We start from the raw sequence: 22946 nt of genomic DNA, 5'->3' as shown, positions 1-22946 counted from the left end.
AAATCAACGAATGTGGGTGTTGGAACGCGCAGTGTACTGGGAGTTTCAACGCCAGGCGATGGCAGCGTTCACGCCGACCGCCACCAGGCGGGAAACATCTGCCGCACCCGTGCCTGGGCAAATCGCTCGTCGATCAGCACCAGCACGCCACGGTCGTCGTCGCCTCGAATCACCCGGCCGGCGGCCTGGATCACCTTGCGCACGCCGGGATACAGGTAGGCATAGTCAAAGCCGGCACCGAACTGCCGCCCCAGGCGCTGCTTGAACTGCTCGTTGACCGGGTTGACCTGCGGCAGGCCGAGGGTGGCGACGAAAGCACCTATCAGCCGCGTGCCCGGCAGGTCCACCCCTTCGGCGAAGGCACCGCCCAGCACGGCGAAGCCGATCCCGCGCCCATCGGCCTCGAAGCGCGCCAGGAACGCCTCGCGGCCCTGCTCGTCCATGCCCGGCGCCTGACGCCACTGGGGCAGCGACGGATGGCGCTCGGCCAGCAGCCGCGCCACCTGCTCGAGGTATTCGAAACTGCTGAAGAAGGCCAGGTAGTTGCCCGGCTGGCGGGCATACTGCGCGGCGATCAGCGCGACGATCGGCGCCACCGAGGCCTGGCGCTGTTGGTAGCGCGTCGAGACCTCGCTGACAATGCGCACTTCCAGTTGCTCGGCCTTGAACGGCGCGGCGACGTCCAGCCAGGCGACGTCCACGGGCAGCCCCAGCAGGTCGACATAGAAATGTCGCGGGTTGAGCGTGGCGGAAAACAGCGTGACGCTGCGCGCCGCGCTCATCCTCGGCCCCAGCAGCCGCGCAGGGATCACATTGCGCAGGCTCAGGGTGGCCAGGCGCCGTCCTCGCGGGCCATTGCGCAGGCTGATGTCGAACAGGAAGTGCTCATCGAACAGTTCGGCGATCCGGCTGAACTGCAACGCCTGGTAGAAGAACTCCTGCACCTTGGGCTCGACCTCGGCGGGTGACTGGTTCATCCGCTCCTGGATCAGGCCGACGCACTGCTGCAAGGCCCGCAAAAAGGCATCCGGCAGCCGCTCGCTGGCCTGGTACGGCGCCACTTGCGCCTTGTACAGCGCATTCCACTGGCGGTTCAGGCGGTCCAGGGCGCTGCCAAGGCCGACCGGCTTGCTCTGGCGCAGTGCCAGCAGTTGCCCCTGGTCCAGGCTCGCGCTGTACATCTGCCGCCCGCGCTCCAGCAGGTTGTGGGCCTCGTCCACCAGTACCGCCGTGCGCCACTGGTTGGCCTGGGCCAAGCCGAACAGCAAGGCATGTCCATCGAAATAGTAGTTGTAGTCGGCCACCACCAGGTCGACCCAGCGCGCCATCTCCTGCGCCAGGTAATACGGACAAACCTGGTGCGCCAAGGCCACCTCGCGCACGGCTGCGCGATCGAGCAGCGGCACCTTCGCGGCGGCCTCGCGGGCGGCAGGCAGGCGGTCGTAAAAACCCTTTGCCAGCACACAGGAATCACCATGACAGGCGTTTTGCGCAAACTCGCAGGCCTTGTCCCGGGCGATCAGCTCCAGGCCCCGCAGCGCCGACTGCGAACCGTCCTGGGTGAGCTGACGCAGGGCATCGAGCGCCAGCGCCCGGCCAGGGGTCTTGGCGGTGAGGAAATACAGCTTGTCCAAGCCTTGCGGCACCACGGCCTTGAGCAACGGAAACAAGGTGCCGAGCGTCTTGCCGATGCCCGTGCTGGCCTGGGCCATCAGGCAGCGACCGGTGCCTACGGCCTTGTACACGGTCTCGGCCAGCTGGCGCTGGCCCTGGCGCCAGGCCGGCCAGGGGAAGGCCAGCCTCTGCAAGCCCTGGTCACGCTCGGCCAGGCGCTGTTGCTGGGCCTGGGCCCAGGCCAGGAAACGCTGGCACTGTGCTTCGAAGAACAGCTGCAGGTCGTGGGCGTGGTGGCGCTCGCAAAGGACCGTCTGGTCATCGCTGTCCACGTCCAGGTAGACCAGCGCCACGTCGATTTCCTGCAGTTGCCGCGCCTGGCACAGCAACCAGGCGTAGACCTTGGCCTGGGCCCAGTGCAGTTGCCGATGGTTGTCCGGTTGGCGGGCCAGGTCGCCGCGGTGGGTCTTGATCTCTTCCAGGCGATTGCCCACCGGGTCGTAGCCATCGGCGCGGCCGCGCACGCGCAAGCCTCGATACTCGCCCTCCAGCGCCACCTCGACCTCGTAGCCGGCGGCGCGCCGGGCCACGATCCGCCGATGGCCGGCGATGCCTTCCTGGGCAGTGGGCGACGGGGTAAAGCGCAGGTCCAGGTCGCCTGACTTGGCACTGAACTCGCACAAGGCGCGCACGGCGACGCTGTAGTTCATGCCTGGGTCGCCTTCCAGCGCACATGGCAGACGACGACCGGCAGGCCGTGTTGCTGGCAGAACTCCAGCCAGCGCAGCTGATTGTCCTGCAGCCGATCGCCCGGCCCCTTGACCTCGACCATGCGATAGCCTCCCTGCCCCGGCCAGAACTGGATCAGGTCGGGCATGCCGGCGCGATTGGCGCGAATATCCTGCAGCAGCCGCGCGAAACAGGCCTTGAGGTGCTCGCCTGGCACATGCTCCAGCGCCAGATCGAGCAACGGCCCGTCGAGCATCGACCAGAACACGAACGGCGACTGCAGCCCCTGCTTGGCCAGGTAGCACTCACGGATGGCCTGGCGGTAGCTGCCATCGTCGAGCCGCCCAAGGCAGCGGCCGAACAGCGCGGCGCGGCGTTGTTGGAAGTCGCTGTCGTGCAGGTCCTGTGGGCCGGCCTGGAACGGGTGGAAGAACGCCCCCGGCACCGGCGCGAAGATCGCTTCCCAGCACAGCAGGCCGAACAGACTGTTGAACAAGGTGTTCTCGACGTACCGCACCACCCCACCCGACTGCTCCAGATGCATGCGCACTGCCTCCTCCACGCCAAGGGCAGCCATTTCGCAAGGCAGTTCAAGCTCGATCAGCTCCACCGCCGCCGGCCGCCGACGCGCGCGCGGCGGCCCCCCGAGCTTGCGCGCCAGGCGCGGCAGCATGCGTTCGAGCGCCTGGCACTCCAAGGCGTTGGCCGGCGCTGCCGCCATGTCGCTGGCCAACGCATGGGCCAGCTGCCACTGCTCGCTACGTTCGAGCACTCGCACTTGGCGAATACGCGCCTCAGGATGCGCGCAACCGGCATAGATGTGCAGGGCCTGCGCCCAGTCGCCCTGGCGCTCGCATTGCTGGCCAAGGCTGAATAGCAACCGCGCGCGCCGCCGCCCTAGCCATGGATTGGCGCTATCGAAACCCTCCAGCGTGGCCAGCAACTCGGCAGGGGCGTCGCCCTGCTCCAGGCGTTCGGCACACCGGTGCAGGGCCATGGCCAGGTCGATGTCGACACGCTGGCGCAAGGCCCGGGAATCGTCACTGAACGGCACCTGCTCGTAGCGCAGCAGCCCCAGGTCGGCCAGGACGAAATCCGACCAGTCCTGGTAGAGATTGCCAAAGAACAGCAGGCGCAGCCGGTCACACAATGGCTGCAAGCGCCAGTGCAGCAGCTGCGCGGGGAAGTCCGCAAACCATTCGGCCAAAGGCCTGGCGGGCAGCTGCAATGCCTGCAATTGCGCCAGCAGCTCGGCCTTGCCGGCCCTGGGGCGAGTCAGCTGCCGGGCGAAACAGCGCGCCACCTCATCCTTGCGCAGCAGCTCGCACAACAGCTCCACGGCCAGCGGCGCATCGGCATCCACCCAGCCAAGTGCCAGCAGAGGGCGCAAGGCCACTTCGGTATCGCCGATTTCGGCATACGCCAGCTTGTCGCTGCGAAACCACTCGCCCTTGCGCATGACCATGCGCACCAGCAGCGCCTGGGCAGGCGTCGGCAGCACGGCGAAGGCGCGGATGAAATCATGTTCCTGCTTGTCGAGCAGATCGGCGTAGCGCTGCTCTACCCAGTTCAGGACCTGGCGGAAGTTGTGCAGGTAATAAAGAGGGTCATCGACGGAATGGGCGATCACGGTAGCGGGTCAGGGGCGAAAGACAGTACTGGTTATACATACAGAAAAGAAGGGAAACAAGCGCTCACGTCCAGAACGCGACCGATCTCGACCAATGGCCTATCGCGTAGGTTGGGCGTGCCCAGGCGATCGGCTGATCGCTGTCGCGCAGCCTCCCAGGCGTTGTACAAACACGACCAGCACGGCGACCATGCTGTAGTGAAACAGGCGCGCAACGCTCCCCCGTGTTCACCTTGCCTGGTCGCCGCCCGCGACTTTTCGGACAGCCCTAAGGCTCTGCTGTGCTGCTTCGGGCCCAGAACGCTGAGACGGGCGTCACGTCGACAGTGATGCCCTGCTCTGGAGGGCACGCGCACAGCAAGTGATTGCCACAGCCATTGCCGCATGCGACCGGGTGCAGTTCGAACACCGGAGCCACCGTGAGCAACCCTGAGCTCACCGGCTCCACCAACGCTTGCTCTTTGAACCTCGGGCTGAACTGGCCGCCGCTGCCGCGCCATTCCTCGGCAGGCAGGTGCTTGCGCGCAACCTTCAGCTCGCCCAGGTCAGTCATGAAGCCGAGCGAGTGAGCCTCGCCTTGCGCCGAACCGAAAGCGTCGCCCATGGTCTCGCGCAACCGGGTGATCCAGCCAGCAAAGTGCGCGCTCGATGCCGGAAACGCGAAAACCTCCCGCGCCAGATAGCCGGCGATGCTTTCAGGATGACCGATGATGGAAAACGTCATCATCAGGTCGTCATATTCCACGCCAACGCTGGCGGACACGAGCTGGATCCGCCACCGCGCCAGTTCCTCGCATGCCTGCGCAAGGCAGGTCATGACGCATGCTACATGGGCCGCCGCATGCTCCCCCCGGCACACGACCAGCGGCAGGTTGACGTTATGATCTTCGAATCCCAGCACCGCCAACCCATCGGCGATCGACACCGGCTCAGCGGCTGATCGCCGAATACGCTTCAGGTAGTCGACCGCCATTCGTTCGATGTGCCTGACCGATAGCTCGCCACCCGCGCCGAGGTAGTCGGAGGGACATATGTGAATGGCGGACCCTGACGCCTCGCCAACCAGCTCATGATAGGAGACACAGCCCTGCACGCCTTGAGGCGCGGGCAACAGTGGGTGCACCAAGCGCTGCCAGCAATCTTCATCCGGTGTCTGTTCCGTCGGGTGCGACGCGAGACGCTCGCCGAAATACTCACCAATCAGGTGATTGTCCTTGTAAAAGTCGCTGATCAGGCTTTTCCACTCGGCGATGCTCAACGGACCATCGATCCGCCACAGTTTGTAGTACGCGCTGTTCTTTCCAGCCTTGGAGATATCGGCGCCCAATCGCTCGATGTAGGCGTCTTCGTCGTAGAGCCGGATAGCGCCATCGAGGTGGTACGGCACACCATCCGCGCCAACCATGGAATGGGCGTAGCGCAGGCCGAACTTCTCCTCCCCGACGCCAAGAGAAGGGAAGTCGTTGACCTCTTCGCATTCCAGCGACTGAATGCCGTTCTGCGCATGCCACCAGAATTCGGTGAACTCCACCCCGCTGTAGGCCCGGTCCCGTTCACTGGACTGGTATCGGGTGACCCCTTCGGGAATATCGTTCAGTGACTCGTTGAACTGCGGCCCCACCAGAAATCCAGCTCGATCGGTTGGCGATAGGAACCCGCCAACCCGATGCTGTCCGGGTCCAGCGCGATCTTGACCTCAAGCCCGGCCCTGCTGGCCAATCGCTCCAGTGAGCCCAGCAGTTTTTGATTCAGGTTGTTGATGCTCGACAGCGATCGCCTGAAAAACCGATGGGCGAACAAGACGTAGCCATCCACCTCGTAGACACCCGGGGCAATGACCTTGAGATGCTTGAGTTCGACCAGGGAACGCTTGTCCAGGTCGCTGGAGACGAAGAGGTGTGGCAACAGCTTTTTCGCGATCCCCGAATCGACCACCGAAAGGCATTCACGGTTGACCACCCGGCCCGCGTCGGACACCAGGCGACGCACCGCCTCAGGAAATGCCTGCAGCGCCTCGTGCTTTTCGGCGAAAACCTTCTCGTCGATAAACCGCCTGGCCATCGTGGCGATCACTTGCCCGTCTTCGTTTGATTCCGCGCGCCAGGTCTTGCCCAGCAACGCTGTTTCGACCGGAGTCAGCCAGAGTGCGAAAGGCGTCGTCCAGGCTATCGGCCGATGATAATCGTGACTGATGAAGCTCGGTGCCCCCGATCGCCATTGCTGCGCTAGCGACTGCTCCAGCGCTGTCACCTCGAAACTGTAGCCATACTTGTTGGTCAAGTCGTTGTTCAGAACCCGTATCTGTTTCCTCATGACAAATCCTTTGCTCGCTCATGATTGATAAACGCTCGGCACTCGCGCCTGATCACGTCTGCGCAACCTGCCGCGTCAAACGTGCGCAAGTACGTCTCGGTCAGCGATAGAGACACAGCTGCGCAATGGTCGCAACCACAGGTCGCGCCGAGCCAGAAGACGAAACAGGCGCCGTGTCTGCGCACTGAGCGTGTCGGCATAGATCGCCCGCAGCTGCGCCAACTCCAGGCCACTGGTGTCCACCAGCCAGTGGCTGACCGGCTCCGGACAGGGTTGCCCGCGCAACGCCCGATGCAGATACGGCAACGCAACGCGCATGCCGGGATGGCAACGCAACACGAAGTGCTCGAGATTGCTGCCAGCGGCTTCGAAAGGCGTGAACAGCAGGCACGTCAGCTGTTTTTCAGTCACGCCATAGGCGCTGGCAAAGCGGGCCTGAGCCTCGTCGCGCAAGGCCTGCCCTTGAGGCCAGGCGATCTGCTGCCCCAGCCGGGTGAGAAATGCCTGCGCGCCCTCGCGGTAGCTACTCGGCTCCAGAAACTGTGCGCGCATGCCATGCAGGTGCGCCAGCGGCAACGGATCGAACAGCCCGGCCGGGCCCAGCCCATGGCACGGATCCACGTCCTGGCGCCCCAGCATGCGGTCGAGAGGATCACCTTCCTCCAGATGCAGCAGGTCTTCCATCGTCACGATCCGCAACGCGGCCGTTGTCGGGTCGGGGGAACGCGGTACCGGAGGGCCCAGCGGGTCCGCCAGCACCTGGCCCAGTTGCTCCAGCGATTCGGCCAGGGTATTGGCGCAGTGGGGCGCCATGGTGTGCGCGACCTCCAGCGTATGACGCAGACAGCGGCGCCCCCAGGCAAGCAGGCGGTGGCGCTCGACGAGCGGCACGGCGCTGACCAGGGCATCCATGCCCGCTTGCGCACCGAGCGCCTGTGCCAGGCTTGCGGCCAGTTCCAGATAGGCCCTGGCACCCAGCAAGGCGTCGGGCCGTGCTCCGGTCAGGTGGCCATACAGCAGCCAGGCGTTGCCCGCATCGGACAACTGGCGGGGGGTCGCGGCCTGCCGGGCGCCGAACGGCCCGACCTGCCCACCATCGGCCCGCAGCAACTCCACCCGCGGGTCGTCGTGCAGGAACAAGGCGCCGAAGCAGCGCTCATGCATGGCCAGGGTCGCATCGTCGAGCGTCGGTAGCCTGGCCACCAGCACGCGCAGGCGGAACGTGGCGGCGTAACGAATAGCGATGCTCAGCTGCGCCGCTCGAAGACAGGCCAGCAAGTGGCTGCTGCGTTGATCCCCGCCATGCAGCACCAGCACCCGGAACCCACCGATGTATTCCTGACCACCGGCGATCACCAGCAGCCGCTGCACCAGCAGTTGCACCGAGGCACGCTGCGCCTGGGTCATGTGTTCGAGCAGGCGTTGCAAGACTTGCTGGTAGATATAGTGCATGGCTTGATCGTGGGTAGTGCTCATGCGGTCGCTCCATCTTCCTGACGGCTTCAAAGTAGAAGGCGAGATTCTCGCAGATGAATACAGAACCGATCTTGAAGGAAACTTCCCAAAACAAGGTAAGAGATTTAATTGAGTGAGGCCAATTGGTGCAGCCGTCCGCCATCCGGCACCGGCCATGGGGTCGAAAATGAAAAAACCCGGGAAATACCCGGGTTTTTGATCAAGCCTGACCCACTCGGTCAGGTCGCAGTCACATCCAGCACCACTCGTCCGCCACAAGGGCATTCGTCCATGTAGCGATGCGCTTCGACCACCTGGTCGAACGGGTAGACCTTGATGATCTGCGGCGTCAGCAACTGATCGGCAGTGAACTGGTTGATATCCCGCAGGGCGCGCTGCAGGGCCACCTGGTCCTGGGCGATGCCCAGCTCGGGCTTGCCGGTGAAGTTGCCGATGCAATGCACATGGAACTGGATGTTCTTCTGGAACGCCGCGCAGGCTGGGAACGGCGTCTGGTTGCCACCCTGCAGGCCATACAGCACCAGGCTGCCACGGGGCGCCAGCACATCGCCAAGCAACGACATCTGCGGCCCACCCATGCCATCGAGGACCATGTCCACGCCGCGTCCATCGGTGTACTTGCCAACCTGCAGGACAAGGTCCTGTTCTTCGGTGACGATCACCTTGTCGGCCCCCAGCCCCAGCAGGTATTCGCGCTGCTCGGGTTCCTTGGTGGCCGCGAACACCTTCAGCCCCAGGGCCTTGCCCAGCTGCACGAAGGCAGGCCCGGCGCAATGGCTGGCATCGGTGATCAACGCACTTTGCCCGGCCTTGGCCCGCGCCAGGTCGACGAAGGCGAAATAGGCAATCAGGAGCGGCGTGTAATGCACGCTGGCTTCGATCGGGGTCAGCACGTCCGGGTAACGGGTAATGGCACTGCGTGGCAGGACGATCACGTCGCCGTACACCGGATGGTCGTTGGCGCTGGTGGCCGGGAAGCTGGCGACCCGGTCGCCCACCGCGATATCGTCCACACCCTCGCCCACTGCGGTGACCACCCCGGCCATCTCGTGGCCGATACCCGCTGGCAGGCGCGCCTGGGACGGCGCCAGGTTCTGCCGCCAGAGCACGTCATACCAGCTTATGCCGATCGCCTGGACGCGGATCTGCACCTCGCCGGAGGCCGGGGACGGTTCGGCCTGCTCCTCGCAGCGCAGCACATCAGCCGGGCCGAACTTGTGGAAACGGATCATGCGGGACATCGCATACCTCGCCTTTGTGAATCTCGTATTACCACGGACTTTATCCGGGCTTTCACGGTTGGGCCATCAGTGGCTGTTAATAGTCGACATGTCTGTCATTGATTGGGCCCCTGACAATTCTGTGCATTGGCACCCGGAAATCGGTGCAGGGTACCAGCCTTTGGCCTTAAGATTCACCCCTGCCCCACTTCAAGCGAGCCGCATCGAATGAATCGTAACGACTTGCGTCGCGTAGACCTCAACCTGTTGATCGTGTTCGAAACGCTCATGCACGAACGCAGCGTGACCCGCGCCGCCGAGAAGCTGTTCCTCGGCCAGCCGGCGATCAGCGCGGCGCTGTCGCGCCTGCGCAGCCTGTTCGACGACCCGCTGTTCGTGCGCACCGGGCGCAGCATGGAGCCCTCGGCGCGGGCCCACGAGATCTTCGCCCTGCTGTCGCCCGCGCTGGACTCGATCTCCACCGCCGTCAGCCGTGCCGCCGAGTTCGACCCGGCCACCAGCAACGCGGTGTTTCGTATCGGCCTGTCCGACGACGCCGAGTTCGCCCTGCTGCCGCAGTTGCTCAAGCGCATCCGTGCCGAGGCGCCAGGTGTCGTGCTGGTGGTGCGCCGGGTCAACTACCTGCTGATGCCCACCCTGCTGGCCTCGGGCGAGATCTCGGTGGGCGTGAGCTATACCAGCGACCTGCCGGCCAACGCCAAGCGCAAGATACTGCGCCGCAGCATGCCCAAGCTGCTGCGGGCCGACAGCATGCCCGGCAACATCAGCCTCGACGACTTCTGCGCGCGGCCTCACGCCCTGGTGTCGTTCGCCGGCGATCTGTCCGGGTTCATCGACGAAGCCCTGGACGAGGTCGGCCGCAAGCGCCACGTGGTGCTGGCCGTGCCGCAGTTCAACGGTTTGGGGAGCTTGCTGGCGGGGACCGATATCGTTGCCACGGTGCCGGACTACACCGCCGACGCCCTCACCGCGGCAGGTGGCTTGCGGGCCGAGGACCTGCCGATCGAGGTGCGCAGTTTCGAACTGCACATGGCCTGGCGTGGGGCGCAGGACAATGACCCGGCGGAGAAATGGTTGCGGTCGCGGATACAGATGTTCTTCGGCGACCCTGACAGCATTTAACCAATTTCTGCAGCAGGACAGGCCGAAAGCAAGCACGGCCGCCTGCCTTCAACTACACCTGTGGAGGGTGTCACTCCGCATCCCGTTCTGAATAATGACTATGTTGGTCGCGGGCCGGCACACTAGCGTCACTTTCCTATTTCGCGCGCATGATCGCCTCTGCGAGAAACGCAGCGGTTCGGCTTCCTGGCACCGCCGCCACCTGCCGCGGCGTGCCTGCGGCCACGATACGTCCCCCCGCCTCACCCGCGCCCGGCCCCACGTCCAGCACCCAGTCGGCCTGAGTCACCGCGCGCATGTCGTGCTCGATCATCACCACGGTATTGCCGGCATCGACCAAGCGCTGCAACTGCACCAGCAGACGGTCGGCGTCGGACGCGTGCAGCCCGGTGGTCGGCTCGTCGAGCACGTACAGGCTGCGGCCCCGCTGGCTGCGTTGCAGCTCCGTGGCGAGCTTGATGCGCTGCGCTTCGCCACCCGACAGCTCGGTGGCAGGCTGCCCCAGACGCAGGTAGCCCAGCCCGATATCGCGCAGCAGCTGCAGCGGCCGTGCGATGGCGTCTTCGTCCGCGAAGAACTCCTGGGCCTGCTCCACCGTCATCTGCAGCACTTCGGCGATGTTGCGCCCATTCCAGCGCACCGCGAGGGTGGCCTCGTTGTAGCGGGCGCCATGGCAGGTCGGGCACGGTGCGTAGACACTGGGCATGAACAGCAACTCGACGCTGACGAACCCTTCCCCTTCGCACGTCTCGCACCGCCCCTTGGCCACGTTGAAAGAAAACCGGCCAGCGTCATAGCGATGCCGGCGCGCGTCCGGCGTGGCGGCGAACAACTTGCGTACGTGATCGAACAGACCGGTATAGGTGGCCAGGTTGGAACGTGGCGTGCGGCCAATCGGCTTCTGGTCGACCTGCACCAGGCGCTGGACGACATCCACATCACCGGCGAGATGACCTCCGGTGGTCTCGATTACCGCGGGCCCTTCGTTGTTGGCATTTTCCGCCGCATCGTCCTCAGGCTCGTGTCCCAGGTGCAGCAACAACAGCTCTGGCAGGGCCTGCGCGACCAGGCTGGACTTACCCGAACCGGAAATGCCGGTGACCGCCGTCAGTACGCCTAACGGGATACGCGCGTCCACGTCATGCAGGTTGTGCCGCCGAATACCGCGCAGTTCCAGCCACCCGGCCGGTTCGCGCTCGCGGCTAGCCGGCGCGGCGGTTTCATCGAACAGATACCGGGCGGTGCGTGACTCGGCGACTTCGCGCAGTCCTTCCGGCACCCCGCTGTAGAGCACGCGTCCACCGCGCTCCCCGGCATCCGGCCCTACATCCACCAGCCATTGCGCGCGGCGCATCAGGTCCAGATCGTGCTCGACCACGAACAGCGAATTGCCGGCATCGCGCAGCGTATCCAGCGAGTCGTACAGCGCCTGGCTGTCCGAAGGATGCAGGCCTGCCGAAGGCTCGTCGAGCACATACACCACGCCGAACAGCATGGAGCTCAGCTGGGTGGCCAGCCGCAAACGCTGCAACTCGCCCGCCGACAAGGTCGGCGTTGCCCGATCCAGCGTGAGGTAGCCCAGGCCCAATCCGCGCAACTGGCGCAGACGCGCCATCACCCCGCCGGCCAGGCGCTGCGCGGCGAGACGCTTCTCCTCCGACAGCGCCGAGGTACGGCGCACGTCTGGCGATACCGCATGCACCGCGCGGCCACTGGCGGCACGCTCGGCCCGGTCACGACGGGTCGCCTCGCGGTCGGTACCCTGCCCGGCCGTATGCGCAGCGAAATCGCCCTGGGCGATAGGCTCGAGCAGTGCTGCCAAGCGGTCGAGGGGCATTTGCATGAACTCGCCAATGTCCACCCCGGCAAAGGTCACTGACAGCGCCTCGGCCTTGAGTCGCTTACCGTGGCAGGTCGGGCACAGCTTGCCTTCCATGTAGCGCGACACGCGCTTTCTCATCAGCGCGCTCTGCGTGTTGGCGAAGGTGTGCAACACATAGCGGCGAGCCCCCGTGAAGGTCCCCATGTAGCTGGGTTCGAGCTTGCGCTTGAGCGCCGCACGGGTCTCGGCAGGCGTGAAGCCCGCATAGACCGGCACCGTGGGCGTCTCTTCGGTGAACAGGATCCAGTCACGGTCCTTCTTTGGCAGATCCTGCCAGGGGCGGTCGATGTCATAACCCAGGGTCACCAGGATGTCGCGCAGGTTCTGGCCATGCCAGGCTGGCGGCCAGGAGGCGATGGCACGCTCCCGGATGCTCAGCGACGGATCCGGCACCATGGTGGCCTCGGTCACCTCGTAGACATGGCCCAGGCCATGACAGGCCGGACAAGCCCCTTGCGGGGTGTTCGGCGAGAAATCCTCGGCATAGAGCATCGGCTGGCCGGCCGGGTAGGCTCCGGCGCGCGAATACATCATGCGTACCAGGCTGGACAGTGTGGTCACGCTGCCCACCGATGAACGTGCATTGCTGGCGCCGCGCTGCTGTTGCAGGGCGACCGCTGGCGGCAGGCCGTCGATCGCATCGACGTCAGGCACGCCCGCCTGGTCGATCAGGCGCCGCGCATAGGGTGCAACCGACTCGAAGTAGCGCCGCTGCGCTTCGGCATAGATAGTGCCAAACGCAAGCGAGGATTTTCCGGAGCCGGAGACGCCCGAGAACACCACCAGGGCATTGCGTGGAATGGCGACATCCACGTCCTTGAGATTGTTCTCCCGCGCGCCGCGTACTTGCACCAGGCCGCTGGCTGCAACAGTGCACGAGGATTCACCATATGATGGGTTTGGCATAGGTTGCTGTCCTGCTGTTCGTGGATGGCTGCGCGCGGACAATCCGAGTCATGCCCGGCTCAATCTGGCGATGCCGAATCATCGAGCGAGCGCAGCCAGGCAAGCTTTTCGCCCAGTTTTCGCTCACGCCCCCGGTCCGTAGGCTGGTACCAGCCCGGTCGCGCCACCCCTTCGGGGAAATAGGTCTGCCCTGCGGCGTAGGCATCGGGCTCGTGGTGCGCGTAGCGGTAACCTTCGCGATAGCCCATCTGGCTCATGAGTTTGCTTGGCGCATTGCGCAAGTGCAGCGGCACAGGCTTGGAGCCGCTGCTCTTGACGAAGGCCTTGGCCTGGCCCCAGGCGGCATAGGCGGCATTCGACTTGGGCGCCAGGGCGAGGTAGGTCACCGCCTGGGCCAGGGGAATTTCGCCCTCGGGAGACCCCAGCCGTTCGTAGGCTTGCGCCGCGTTGAGCGCCAGTTGCAATGCCTGCGGGTCGGCATTGCCGATGTCTTCGCTGGCCATCACCACCATGCGCCGAATCACCTGGGTGACGTCACCGCTGCCATCGAGGATCCGCGCCAGCCAGTACAGCGCCGCATCCGGATCGGAGCCACGCAGTGATTTGTGGAAGGCCGAGAGCTGCCAGTAGAACTCGTCGCCGCCCTTGTCAAAACGGCGCAACGATGGGCTGGTCGATAATCGGGCGAATTCGCCGTCCACCAGTTTCTTGCCGACGCCGGACGCCGCAGTGGCGACCTGTTCGAGCAGGTTCAGGAAGCGCCGGCCATCGCCATCGGCGAAACCCTTGAGCAGATCCAGCGCCCCCGCATCCAGCGCGACACCGGCCAAATGTGGCAATCCACGCTCATACAGCTGCTGCAGTTCGTCATCGGACAGCGGTTCGAGGGTATAGACCTGCGCCCGCGAAAGCAGCGCCGAGTTGACCGCCAACCCCGGATGCTCGGTGGTGCCGCCGACCAGTGTCAGCAGCCCGGACTCGACATGCGGCAGCAATGCGTCCTGCTGCGCCTTGTTGAATCGATGAATTTCATCGACGAACAGCACCGTCGAGCGGCCATGCCTATCCAGCTCGGCCTGGGCATCGTCGATGGCCTGCCGAATGTCCTTCACTCCGGCCAGCACAGCGGAAATAGCGATGAACTGGCTATCGGTGACGCTGGCGGCCAGGCGCCCCAGGGTGGTCTTGCCCACCCCCGGAGGGCCCCAGAGAATGAACGAATGCAGCTTGCCCGCCTCGAACGCCAGGCGCAGAGGCTTGCCAGGCCCCAGCAGATGCCGCTGCCCGACGAACGCGTCCAGCGACGTTGGGCGCAAACGTTCAGCCAAGGGTGGCTCAGGCTTTGTCGTGAACAGATCGACCAAGATCATCTCCCTGGCATGTCGGATAGTTGAAAGCACCAATCCACGCAGCTGGACTGGTCCGCGCCCCGCGAGGCGAGGTCCTGCGAGTGATAACTCAGGAAGACTTCTCTTCCCCCGCTGGGTCGCCGTGCGCATGCCTGATTCGCCGGACCGTCCACCAGATCGCCAGAATGACCACCGGTACCAGGCCCGCGATCACCAGCTCGGGCGCGACCTTGTCGTGCACCCCTGGAATACCTTTGAGCAGATAAGCCAGCAGGCTGACGACGTAATAGGAAATGGCCGCGACCGACAAACCTTCGACGGTTTGCTGCAAGCGCAGTTGCAACTTGGCGCGGTTGTTCATCGACTCCAGCAGGTCCCGGTTCTGGCGCTCGAGCTCGACATCGATCCACGAGCGCAACAACGCGATGGCGCGTGTCAGCTTGTCGGAAAGCTTGGCCTGACGCTCCTTGACCGACAGGCAGGTGCGCATTGCCGGCGCAATGCGTCGATGCAGGAAGTCACGCCACGTGCAGTAGCCAGCAACCGACTCCTCGGCCAGTGCATCGAGCCGCTCTTCGACAATTTCGAAGTAGGCACGACTGGCGCCGAAGCGATAGAGGTTCGCTGCCGCACCGGCCTCCAGCTCCGCCCCGAGGGTGGTCAGATCGGCCAGCAGCACATCGTTCTCACGACGCGCGCCCTTGCCGGTGCGCATTTCGTCGGTGATGGCCGCGAGCTGCGATTCCATGCGCCGCAGATCCACGGTCATCGAGCGTGTCAGCGGTAGCGCCAGCAACGCCAGTGTTCGGTAAGTCTCGATCTCCAGCAGACGCTGGACGAGCGCCCCCGCCCGGGCCTGGGTCAGGCCACGGTCGAGCACGAGGATATTGGTCAGGCCATCCGCGTCCTGTCGGAAGTCGGTCACGATGGCAGCCGTACCGTTTTCCACGACCGAATAGCACAGGCTGACAGGGTCGAAACGCTCGACCTCCCGTTCAGCCGCCGAGGTCCACGGCAACACATTCAGGCGGACACCGGAAATGACCGGGCCTGGCGGGACGAATCCGCGCTTGAACGGGTTCTCCCCACTGGGCGCCCCCGTCTCGGGATCTAGCAGAGCGCTCCACAGGTAGGTCGAGAACTCGGTGTGCTTTTCGCAGTGCAGGTCACCTTCGTCCCAGGTCAGGCCGTGAAGCGGCGACGCATTGTCGGGTTGCGCAACCCCCAAGCGCTGGGACAGTTCGGTCATCGCCGCCTGATCCTTCGCAGGATCGCCCTCGGTCATGAAGGCTAGTTGCAACAGACCACGTGGTGCCTGGATGAGCAGGTGCGGACGTGCGTGCACTTCGTCGACGGCCAGCGTACGCCCGGCATGGGCCTGCATACCATAAACCAAGGCGCTAGCAGTGGAGTAAGGGGTCGTATCGGAGAGGGGCGACTGTGTCATGACGACCTCGTTTCTCGTGGGTTGAAGGATAACGCGCTTGGCGCCCGGTGCCCCTGGCAAGACCATGGGTGACCGGCGCCAGCCAGAAAGCGAGCGCCCCCGGCAGCCCCGAAAACGACAATGGCTCAGCGAAGGTAGGAGCGAACGATGGAGATCGTGTCGTCGATCGTCTGCTTCTGCGAATCGCTCCGGTCCTCGGTGTGCGGGAACTCTTCTCGCAGGTAACTTTCCAGGATTGCCGCCATCAAGCCGTTGACCGCGCCGCGCACGGCGGCGAGCTGCTGAAGAATCGCAGCGCACTCGGCCCCGTCATCAAGCGCTTGCTCGAGGGCACCTACCTGACCTTTGATGCGTCTTACTCGGGTCAGTGCTTGTTTTTTCTCGCGAGGGTTGTGGGGCATCGAACACCTTCAAGGGTAGCGCGCAGGCATAATACTATACTCCCGTGCAGTATAAAACCTGGCAAATGGTTGAAATTCGTCGCTCAGGTCGAGCGCCGTCCATGCTAGTCGAATTTCCCCTCGAAACGCATCATCCGCTTCCGAAGCCGCCATCATTGAAAACGACATGCCCAGGCCAGGACCCGCAGCGCAAACACCGTCGCGGCTGGCCACCCCACACCTGAGCGATATCGCCACCGGGTAGCGCACTACATGTAGATGAACTGCCGATACAAGGCATCCAGTTGTTGGCGAACAGCGTCCACACGCTGTTCATCGCCCACGTCGGCATATTCCAGCAACGCTTGCTCCTTACGGGTGATCTGCGCGCAAAGCACCGCCAGGTTCGCGCAGAAAGCGCCGGTGTGCGGGGATGCCTGCTCTGCCGCCACTGGCTCGCCAGCCAACCTGCGCACCGACGACACCGGCGAGATACCGTTGGCCTGGTTGAAGGCTATCTGGCGCTCACGGCGATTGTTCGTTTCATCAATGGCCTCGCGCATCGCCGGCGTCACGCTGTCGGCATACAGGACGGCCTTGCCGTGCTCATTGCGGGCGACGCGTCCGATCATCTGGATCAGCGCATGGGCCGAGCGCAGGAAGCCCGCACGGTCGGCATCGAGAATGGCCACCAGTGACGCCTCCGGAATGTCCAGCCCTTCACGCAGGAGGCTGATGCCGATCAGCACGTCGAAATCGCCCGCCCGCAGGCCATTGATGATCTCGACCCGTTCATCCACCTTGGTCTCGGCGTGCATGTATCGGGCGCGGATCCCCTGCCCTGCCATGAATTCTCCAAGCGCTTGCGCCGCGGCCTTCGTCAGCGTTGTCACCAGGACCCGCTCATTGTCCCGGGTGCGCGCTGCAATCTCGGCAAGCAGATCATCCATGCGCCCTTGCGCTGGCCTCACCTCCACCTCCGGATCGAGCAGCCCCGTGGGCCTGATGACCTGTTCGACGACGCGGCCTTTGCAGACCTTCAGCTCGTAGTCACCCGGGGTCGCGGATACGAATATGGTCTGCGGCTTGATCGCCTCGAACTCCTTGAAGCTCAACGGACGGTTGTTCTTCGAGGATGGCAGGCGGAACCCATAGTCGATCAACGTCTCTTTACGGCTTTGATCTCCCCGGTACATCGCCGATATCTGCGGTACCATCACATGTGATTCATCGACGAACAGCAAACCGTCCTCAGGCAGGTAATCGAGCAGGGTCGTCGGCGCCAGCGCCGGATCCCGGCCATTCAGATAGCAGGCGTAGTTCTCGATCCCCGAGCAGTAGCCAAGCTCGCGCATCATTTCCACATCGTGGGTGACACGCTCATACAGGCGATTGGCTTCGACCAGGCGATTTTCCCGGTTGAGCACCTCGACCCTCGATTCCAGCTCGGCCAGTATGTCGACCGTCGCAGATTCGATCTGGTTCTTCGGCGTGGCGAACAACGTCTTGGGCGAGACCAGGTAGTGTTCCAGAGCCCCTGAGCGCTTGCCTGTCACGGGGTCGATCCAGTCGAGAGATTCTATGTACCCGTCCAGAAGCGCCACGCGAACCGCGCGGTGCTCCGAGTCCGCCGCAAAGATGTCGATGACATCGCCGCGCACCCGGAAAGACCCGCGCTTGAGGGCGTGGTCGACACGGTCATATTGCAGCAATGCCAACCTGCGAATGAGTTCGACCTGTTCCAGCTCTGCCCCCGGAGCCAGGGGAACCTGCAGCGCGCGGTATCCGTCCGGATCGCCCAGGCCATAGATCGAAGAAACAGAGGCGACGACAATGACGTCGCGGCGCTCGATCAAGGATTTCGTGGTGCTAAGGCGCAGTCGCTCCAGGTGCTCATTGATGGCGGAATCCTTCTGGATAAAGCGATCGCTGCCCGGCATGTACACTTCAGGCTGGAAATAATCGTAGTAGGAGACGAAGTACTCCACCGCGTTCTCAGGAAAGAAGTGCCTCATTTCCGCGTAAAGCTGCGCGGTCAGCGTCTTGTTCGGTGCCAGTATCAATGTCGGCCGTTTCAGGCGATGGATCACATTGGCCATGGTGAAAGTCTTGCCCGAGCCGGTAATGCCTTTCAGCGTCTGGTGCGTCGCGCCCTCCTCGATGCCGCTGATCAGGCGCGCCACCGCCTCTGGCTGGCTGCCGGCGGGGGTGTAGTTCGAGTGCAGGATGAATGTACCGCTTGGCATGGGAGCTCCTCCTGTCGCACGCATTGCATTTCAACTGCCGTGCCGGCCATGTGCCACCGAGAATGGGTCAATCGCACTAGGCTTTGTACGAAAAGTGCCTGCGCGACGATCATGCTGCGTTGAAAACAGGCTCGGAATGCTCATTTACAACCAGTAAAGTCGAGCGCGACTCCGACCGTTCCTCGCCTGTTTTCGCCTTGCCTGATCGCCGCTCGGCGACTTTTCGTACAAACCCTAGCGACGACCCAACCTTGAGACTGTGCAGCGAGCATACCGCGCATCACTGCCACCGCAGGCTCGTTGCCGAGTATCTCGCAGGGAAATGGCCGAACATCGAGTTTATCCATCCATAGGCAACCGCCGCCCTGCTCGTCAATCCGCCGAAGATGGCTTGCCTGGAACCCTCCCAGTTTGTTCGCCGGGACGCATGATCAAGCGAGAGCCACGATAGCCGACGCTGTGGTTCCAGACCCAGCTCAACGCAACGCTCAGGCGATTGCGCACGCCAATCAGGAAGTAGATATGCGCCAGCTTCCAGATCCACCAGGCGATCGCCCCGCGCAAGCGGATACGGCCCATGTCGATGACCGCCAGGCTGCGACCGATGGTGGCCAGGTTGCCCTGGTGCTTGTACTTGAACGGCTCATCCATGCTTTTGCCCTTCAGCCGGCGCTTGACCAGCTTGGCGACGTACTGGCCTTGCTGCTTGGCCGCCGGCGCGATCCCGGGCACATACTTGCCATCGGCCATGGCCGACGCCGCGGTGTCGCCGATCACGAAAATCTCCGGACGCCCCGGCACGCTCATGTCCGGCCTGACCAGCACCCGACCGGCGCGATCCGCTTCGGCGTTCAGCCAGCGCGCCGCAGGCGAAGCCTGGACCCCGGCCGCCCAGACGATGGTCCTGGCCGCCAGCGGCTTGCCAGCAACCATGACGCCTTCTTCGGAGCATTCGGTCACCGGCGCGCCCAGGGCAACTTCCACGCCGAGTTTTTCAAGGGCTCGGCGGGTGTAGTCGGAGAGCTTTTCGGGGAACACCGGCAGCAGCCGCGGCCCCGCCTCGATCAGCACCACCCGGGTGGTGCGCGGGTCGATGGCGCGGAAGTCGTGGGCCAGGGTGTCCTTGGCCAGCTCGGCGATGGTGCCCGCCAGTTCGACACCGGTCGGCCCGCCGCCAATGATCACGAAGGTCTGCAACGCGGCACGTTCTGCCGGGTTGCTGGAGCGCTCGGCCTGCTCGAACGCCGACAGGATCCGCCCGCGAATCGTGGTGGCGTCTTCCAGGGTCTTCAGTCCGGGCGCATGGGGCTCCCATTCATCGTGACCGAAGTAAGCATGGGTGGCACCAGTGGCCAGCACCAGCGTGTCGTAACCCACGCTCGAGCCGTTGTCGAGCAGGACCTGCCGCGCGCCGACATCCACGCCCTGCACCTCTGCCATGAGTGTCTGCACGTTCTGGCGGTTGCGGAACAGGTAGCGAATCGGCCAGGCGATTTCAGAGGTCGACAGCGACGCGCCGGCCACCTGGTACAGCAGGGGCTGGAACAGGTGATAGTTGCGGCGGTCGATGATCGTGATGTCGACGTCGGCGCCGGAGAATCCGTTGACGACGTCCAGCCCGCCGAAACCCGCGCCAACGACGACGACATGATGCCGTTTGTCAGAGGTCTTTTTCATTTTCAGGGTCTCCCAGTGTTCAGCGATTCAACGCAGCCGCGTGGTGGGCCATGTGCTCGCCCAGGTAGGTCGAAATAAAGTAGTAGCTATGGTCATGACCGGGCCGCAGGTTGAGGGTCAGCGGATGCCCCGCCTCTTCACAGGCGGCGCGCAGCAGTTCCGGTCGCAGCTGGTTCTCGAGAAACTCATCGCCCAGCCCTTGATCGACCAGCAGCGGCAAGCGCTCTTGCGCAGTACGGATCAGTTCGACCGTGTCATAGCGTTTCCAGGCTTCCTGGTTGTGCTCGCCCAGGTAGGCCGCCAGGGCTTTCTGTCCCCAGGGCACTTGCGTGGGCGCGACGATCGGCGAGAACGCCGAGACACTGGCGTAACGGCCTGGATTGCGCAGCGCGGCGACCAGGGCGCCGTGCCCACCCATGGAGTGCCCGCTGATGCTGCGCTTGGACGACGCCGGGAAGTTCGCCTCGATCAGTGCCGGCAGTTCGTCGACCACATAGCTGTACATCTGGAAGTGATCGCTCCAGGGCAGCTGCGTGGCGTTCACGTAGAAACCCGCCCCTTGGCCCAGGTCATAGGCCGCATCGTCGGCGACGTTCTCGCCCCGTGGGCTGGTATCGGGGGCGACGACAATGATCCCGTGCCGCGCGGCATAACGCTGTACCGCCGCCTTGGTGATGAAGTTCTGTTCGCTACAGGTCAGCCCAGAGAGCCAGTAGAGCACCGGGCGTTCTTCATGCTCGGCCTGGGGCGGAAGATAGATGCCGAACTTCATCGTGCAGCCCAGCACGCTCGACTCATGCTGATAAACGTCCTGCCAACCCTCGAAGCTGGCGTGATGTTCAATGCGTTCCATGGATAATCTCCTTAACTCAACGAAGTGATGGCCAGGTGCCAGGCAACACGCGGTGTCGCGCCTTTCGGGCGCGGGCAGGCGTACCTTGCCTTGACCACCATCAACCAGGTGTCCAGCGTTGCCACTGGCATGAGGATCGCTACTACAAACCCAGGCGCCACCACACCACGAAGGCCAGATGTCGTCTTCGATGTACAAGCAATAAAATGTGCGGCCCAGTACGCTACTGCTGCGCTGAACCCGGCAGCCGAGGCGGCCCACTGGCCCGCTTTGAATTCGGTGTTGCCTGCCTCACGCACGGTGTGCGTGGGCATTGCCCTGCTTCGAGCGTCGAGGCCGGGCGGCAATGCTGTCGGAGCGCGAGTCAGCCGATGCGGGCTCCGAGTGCCGCGACCGCTTGGCACGGTCGCGGCCAGGGCGGTGGGTTCAGCCGTGGCGAGCGGAGCAGGCTCCGCTCACCACGACCTCACCTCGCCTTGGTTTCAGACGAAGGTGTAGGCACACACCTTGTTGCCAGCCGGGTCACGCAGGTAGGCCGCGTAGGCACCTGGCAGGTGGCCACGTGGGCCTGGCTGGCCTTCATCGGTACCGCCAGCGGCAAGGCCGGCAGCGTGGAACGCATCCACCTCGGCAGGGGTGGCGGCGGCGAAGCCGACGGTCACGCCATTGCTGGTGGGTGCCGCGCCATTGCCCGGACGGGCGATGATGAACGCTGGCTTGTCACGGCCGTACAGCACCCAATCGTTACCGAATGGACCCAGGTTCTTGATGCCCAGGGCACCCAGGGCGGCATCGTAGAACGCGGCCGATTTCTGGATGTCGGCGGCGCCGAAGAACACGTGGGAGAAGATGTCGTTACCGGAAATTACTGGAGTAGCCATTAATGTGTTTCCTTGAGTATGGGTATTGAATGATCAGGTCGTGATCAGTAGTGGATAACGGTGCGAATCGACTTGCCTTCGTGCATCAGGTCGAACGCCTCGTTGATTTCATCGAGCCCCATGGTGTGGGTGACGAACGGCGCCAGGTCGATCTCGCCTTTCATCGCGTCTTCCACCATGCCTGGAAGCTGGGTACGCCCCTTGACGCCGCCGAAGGCGGAGCCTTTCCAGGTCCGGCCAGTGACCAACTGGAACGGACGGGTCGAGATTTCCTTGCCGGCACCGGCGACGCCGATGACGATCGACTGGCCCCAGCCGCGGTGAGCGGCCTCGAGCGCCGAACGCATGACATTGACGTTGCCGATGCACTCGAAGGTGTGGTCGACACCCCAGCCGGTCATCTCGATCAGCACCTCGTGAATGGGCTTCGCGTGGTCCTTGGGATTGACGCATTCGGTGGCACCAAAGCGGCGTGCCAGTTCGAACTTGGCCGGGTTGGTGTCGATGGCGATGATGCGGCCCGCCTTGGCTTGGCGTGCGCCCTGGATCGCGGCGAGGCCGATACCGCCGAGGCCGAACACCGCCACCGAATCACCGGGTTGCACCTTGGCCGTGTTGTGCACGGCACCGATGCCGGTGGTCACACCGCAACCCAGCAGGCAGACGTGCTCTGGATTGGCATCCGGGTTGATCTTGGCCAGCGATACCTCGGCGACGACGGTGTATTCGCTGAAGGTCGAGCAGCCCATGTAGTGGAACAGCGGCTGGCCGTTGTACGAGAAGCGGGTGGTGCCATCTGGCATCAGGCCCTTGCCCTGGGTGGCACGCACGGCCACGCACAGGTTGGTCTTGCCCGATTTGCAGAACAGGCACTCGCCACACTCGGCGGTGTACAGCGGAATGACGTGATCGCCAGGTTTCACGCTGGTGACACCTTCGCCAACCTCGACGACGATACCGGCACCCTCGTGGCCCAGCACGACTGGGAAGAGGCCTTCAGGATCGTCACCCGACAGGGTGAACGCGTCGGTATGGCAAACGCCGGTGTGGGTGACCCTGATCAGCACTTCACCCTTGCGTGGCGGCTCGACGTCGATTTCGACGATTTCCAGCGGTTTTCCTGGCCCGAAAGCCACAGCTGCGCGTGATTTCATGATGTCACTTCCTTTTTTGAGTGAGTCCCCGTCACCTGGGCCACCA

Annotated in this window: 16 protein-coding genes; 1 reads left to right on the top strand and 15 read right to left on the bottom strand. The window is 64.0% G+C overall.

What is annotated here, in order from left to right; translation table 11 throughout:
* Positions 1–68 precede the first annotated feature (68 nt).
* The 6 genes from ACYUME_RS12950 to ACYUME_RS12925 form a co-directional block, all read right to left on the bottom strand.
* A complete protein-coding gene (locus ACYUME_RS12950) occupies positions 69–2324 on the bottom strand; it encodes a helicase C-terminal domain-containing protein (protein ID WP_460419226.1) in 2256 nt (751 codons plus the stop codon).
* A complete protein-coding gene (locus tag ACYUME_RS12945) occupies positions 2321–3973 on the bottom strand; it encodes a VRR-NUC domain-containing protein (RefSeq protein ID WP_460419225.1) in 1653 nt (550 codons plus the stop codon). Before ACYUME_RS12945 ends, ACYUME_RS12950 begins: the two co-directional genes overlap by 4 nt.
* Positions 3974–4241: 268 nt before the next feature.
* Entirely contained in the window at positions 4242–5594 is a 1353-nt protein-coding gene (locus tag ACYUME_RS12940; protein ID WP_460419223.1) for a hypothetical protein, read from the bottom strand.
* Complete coding sequence (locus ACYUME_RS12935; protein WP_460419221.1) at positions 5567–6286, bottom strand: hypothetical protein; 720 nt, start codon at positions 6284–6286, stop codon at positions 5567–5569. The genes ACYUME_RS12940 and ACYUME_RS12935 overlap by 28 nt, the downstream gene beginning before the upstream one ends.
* Before the next feature lie 75 nt (positions 6287–6361).
* On the bottom strand, positions 6362–7762 hold the full coding sequence (locus ACYUME_RS12930; RefSeq protein ID WP_460419220.1) for a hypothetical protein: 1401 nt from the start codon (positions 7760–7762) through the stop codon (positions 6362–6364).
* Between the two features lie 218 nt (positions 7763–7980).
* Positions 7981–9003 (bottom strand): zinc-dependent alcohol dehydrogenase family protein, encoded by a 1023-nt coding sequence (locus tag ACYUME_RS12925; protein ID WP_279879665.1) that lies wholly within the window; start codon positions 9001–9003, stop codon positions 7981–7983.
* Positions 9004–9210: 207 nt separating this feature from the next.
* On the opposite strand from ACYUME_RS12925, the gene ACYUME_RS12920 reads away from it, so the two are divergent.
* On the top strand, positions 9211–10125 hold the full coding sequence (locus tag ACYUME_RS12920) for a LysR family transcriptional regulator (RefSeq protein WP_460419218.1): 915 nt from the start codon (positions 9211–9213) through the stop codon (positions 10123–10125).
* A 136-nt stretch (positions 10126–10261) separates the two neighbouring features.
* On the opposite strand, the gene ACYUME_RS12915 is transcribed toward ACYUME_RS12920, so the two are convergent.
* The 9 genes from ACYUME_RS12915 to ACYUME_RS12875 form a co-directional block, all read right to left on the bottom strand.
* Positions 10262–12913 (bottom strand): excinuclease ABC subunit UvrA, encoded by a 2652-nt coding sequence (locus ACYUME_RS12915; protein ID WP_460419216.1) that lies wholly within the window; start codon positions 12911–12913, stop codon positions 10262–10264.
* A 59-nt stretch (positions 12914–12972) separates the two neighbouring features.
* Positions 12973–14283 (bottom strand): replication-associated recombination protein A, encoded by a 1311-nt coding sequence (locus ACYUME_RS12910; protein WP_460419215.1) that lies wholly within the window; start codon positions 14281–14283, stop codon positions 12973–12975.
* Between the two features lie 88 nt (positions 14284–14371).
* Positions 14372–15709, bottom strand: a complete 1338-nt coding sequence (locus tag ACYUME_RS12905; RefSeq protein ID WP_460419213.1) for a DUF3422 family protein — start codon at positions 15707–15709, stop codon at positions 14372–14374.
* 125 nt (positions 15710–15834) lie between these two features.
* The gene (gene frmR, locus ACYUME_RS12900; RefSeq protein WP_460419212.1) at positions 15835–16110 is read right to left on the bottom strand and encodes a formaldehyde-responsive transcriptional repressor FrmR; all 276 of its coding nucleotides are present in this window, start codon (positions 16108–16110) and stop codon (positions 15835–15837) included.
* A 248-nt stretch (positions 16111–16358) separates the two neighbouring features.
* Entirely contained in the window at positions 16359–18335 is a 1977-nt protein-coding gene (gene uvrB / locus ACYUME_RS12895; RefSeq protein WP_460419211.1) for an excinuclease ABC subunit UvrB, read from the bottom strand.
* A 372-nt stretch (positions 18336–18707) separates the two neighbouring features.
* Positions 18708–20012, bottom strand: coding sequence for an NAD(P)/FAD-dependent oxidoreductase (locus ACYUME_RS12890; RefSeq protein ID WP_460419210.1), 1305 nt, complete (start codon positions 20010–20012; stop codon positions 18708–18710).
* Between the two features lie 19 nt (positions 20013–20031).
* Entirely contained in the window at positions 20032–20865 is an 834-nt protein-coding gene (fghA, locus tag ACYUME_RS12885; RefSeq protein WP_460419209.1) for an S-formylglutathione hydrolase, read from the bottom strand.
* A 482-nt stretch (positions 20866–21347) separates the two neighbouring features.
* Entirely contained in the window at positions 21348–21746 is a 399-nt protein-coding gene (locus ACYUME_RS12880) for a VOC family protein (protein ID WP_460419207.1), read from the bottom strand.
* 44 nt (positions 21747–21790) lie between these two features.
* The gene (locus ACYUME_RS12875) at positions 21791–22900 is read right to left on the bottom strand and encodes an S-(hydroxymethyl)glutathione dehydrogenase/class III alcohol dehydrogenase (RefSeq protein WP_460419206.1); all 1110 of its coding nucleotides are present in this window, start codon (positions 22898–22900) and stop codon (positions 21791–21793) included.
* Between the last annotated feature and the right edge of the window lie 46 nt (positions 22901–22946).

Source organism: Pseudomonas sp. microsymbiont 2 (assembly GCF_054788395.1).
The sequence above is the reverse complement of the archived record's forward strand: the minus strand, read 5'-3'. Positions and strand labels throughout refer to the sequence as shown.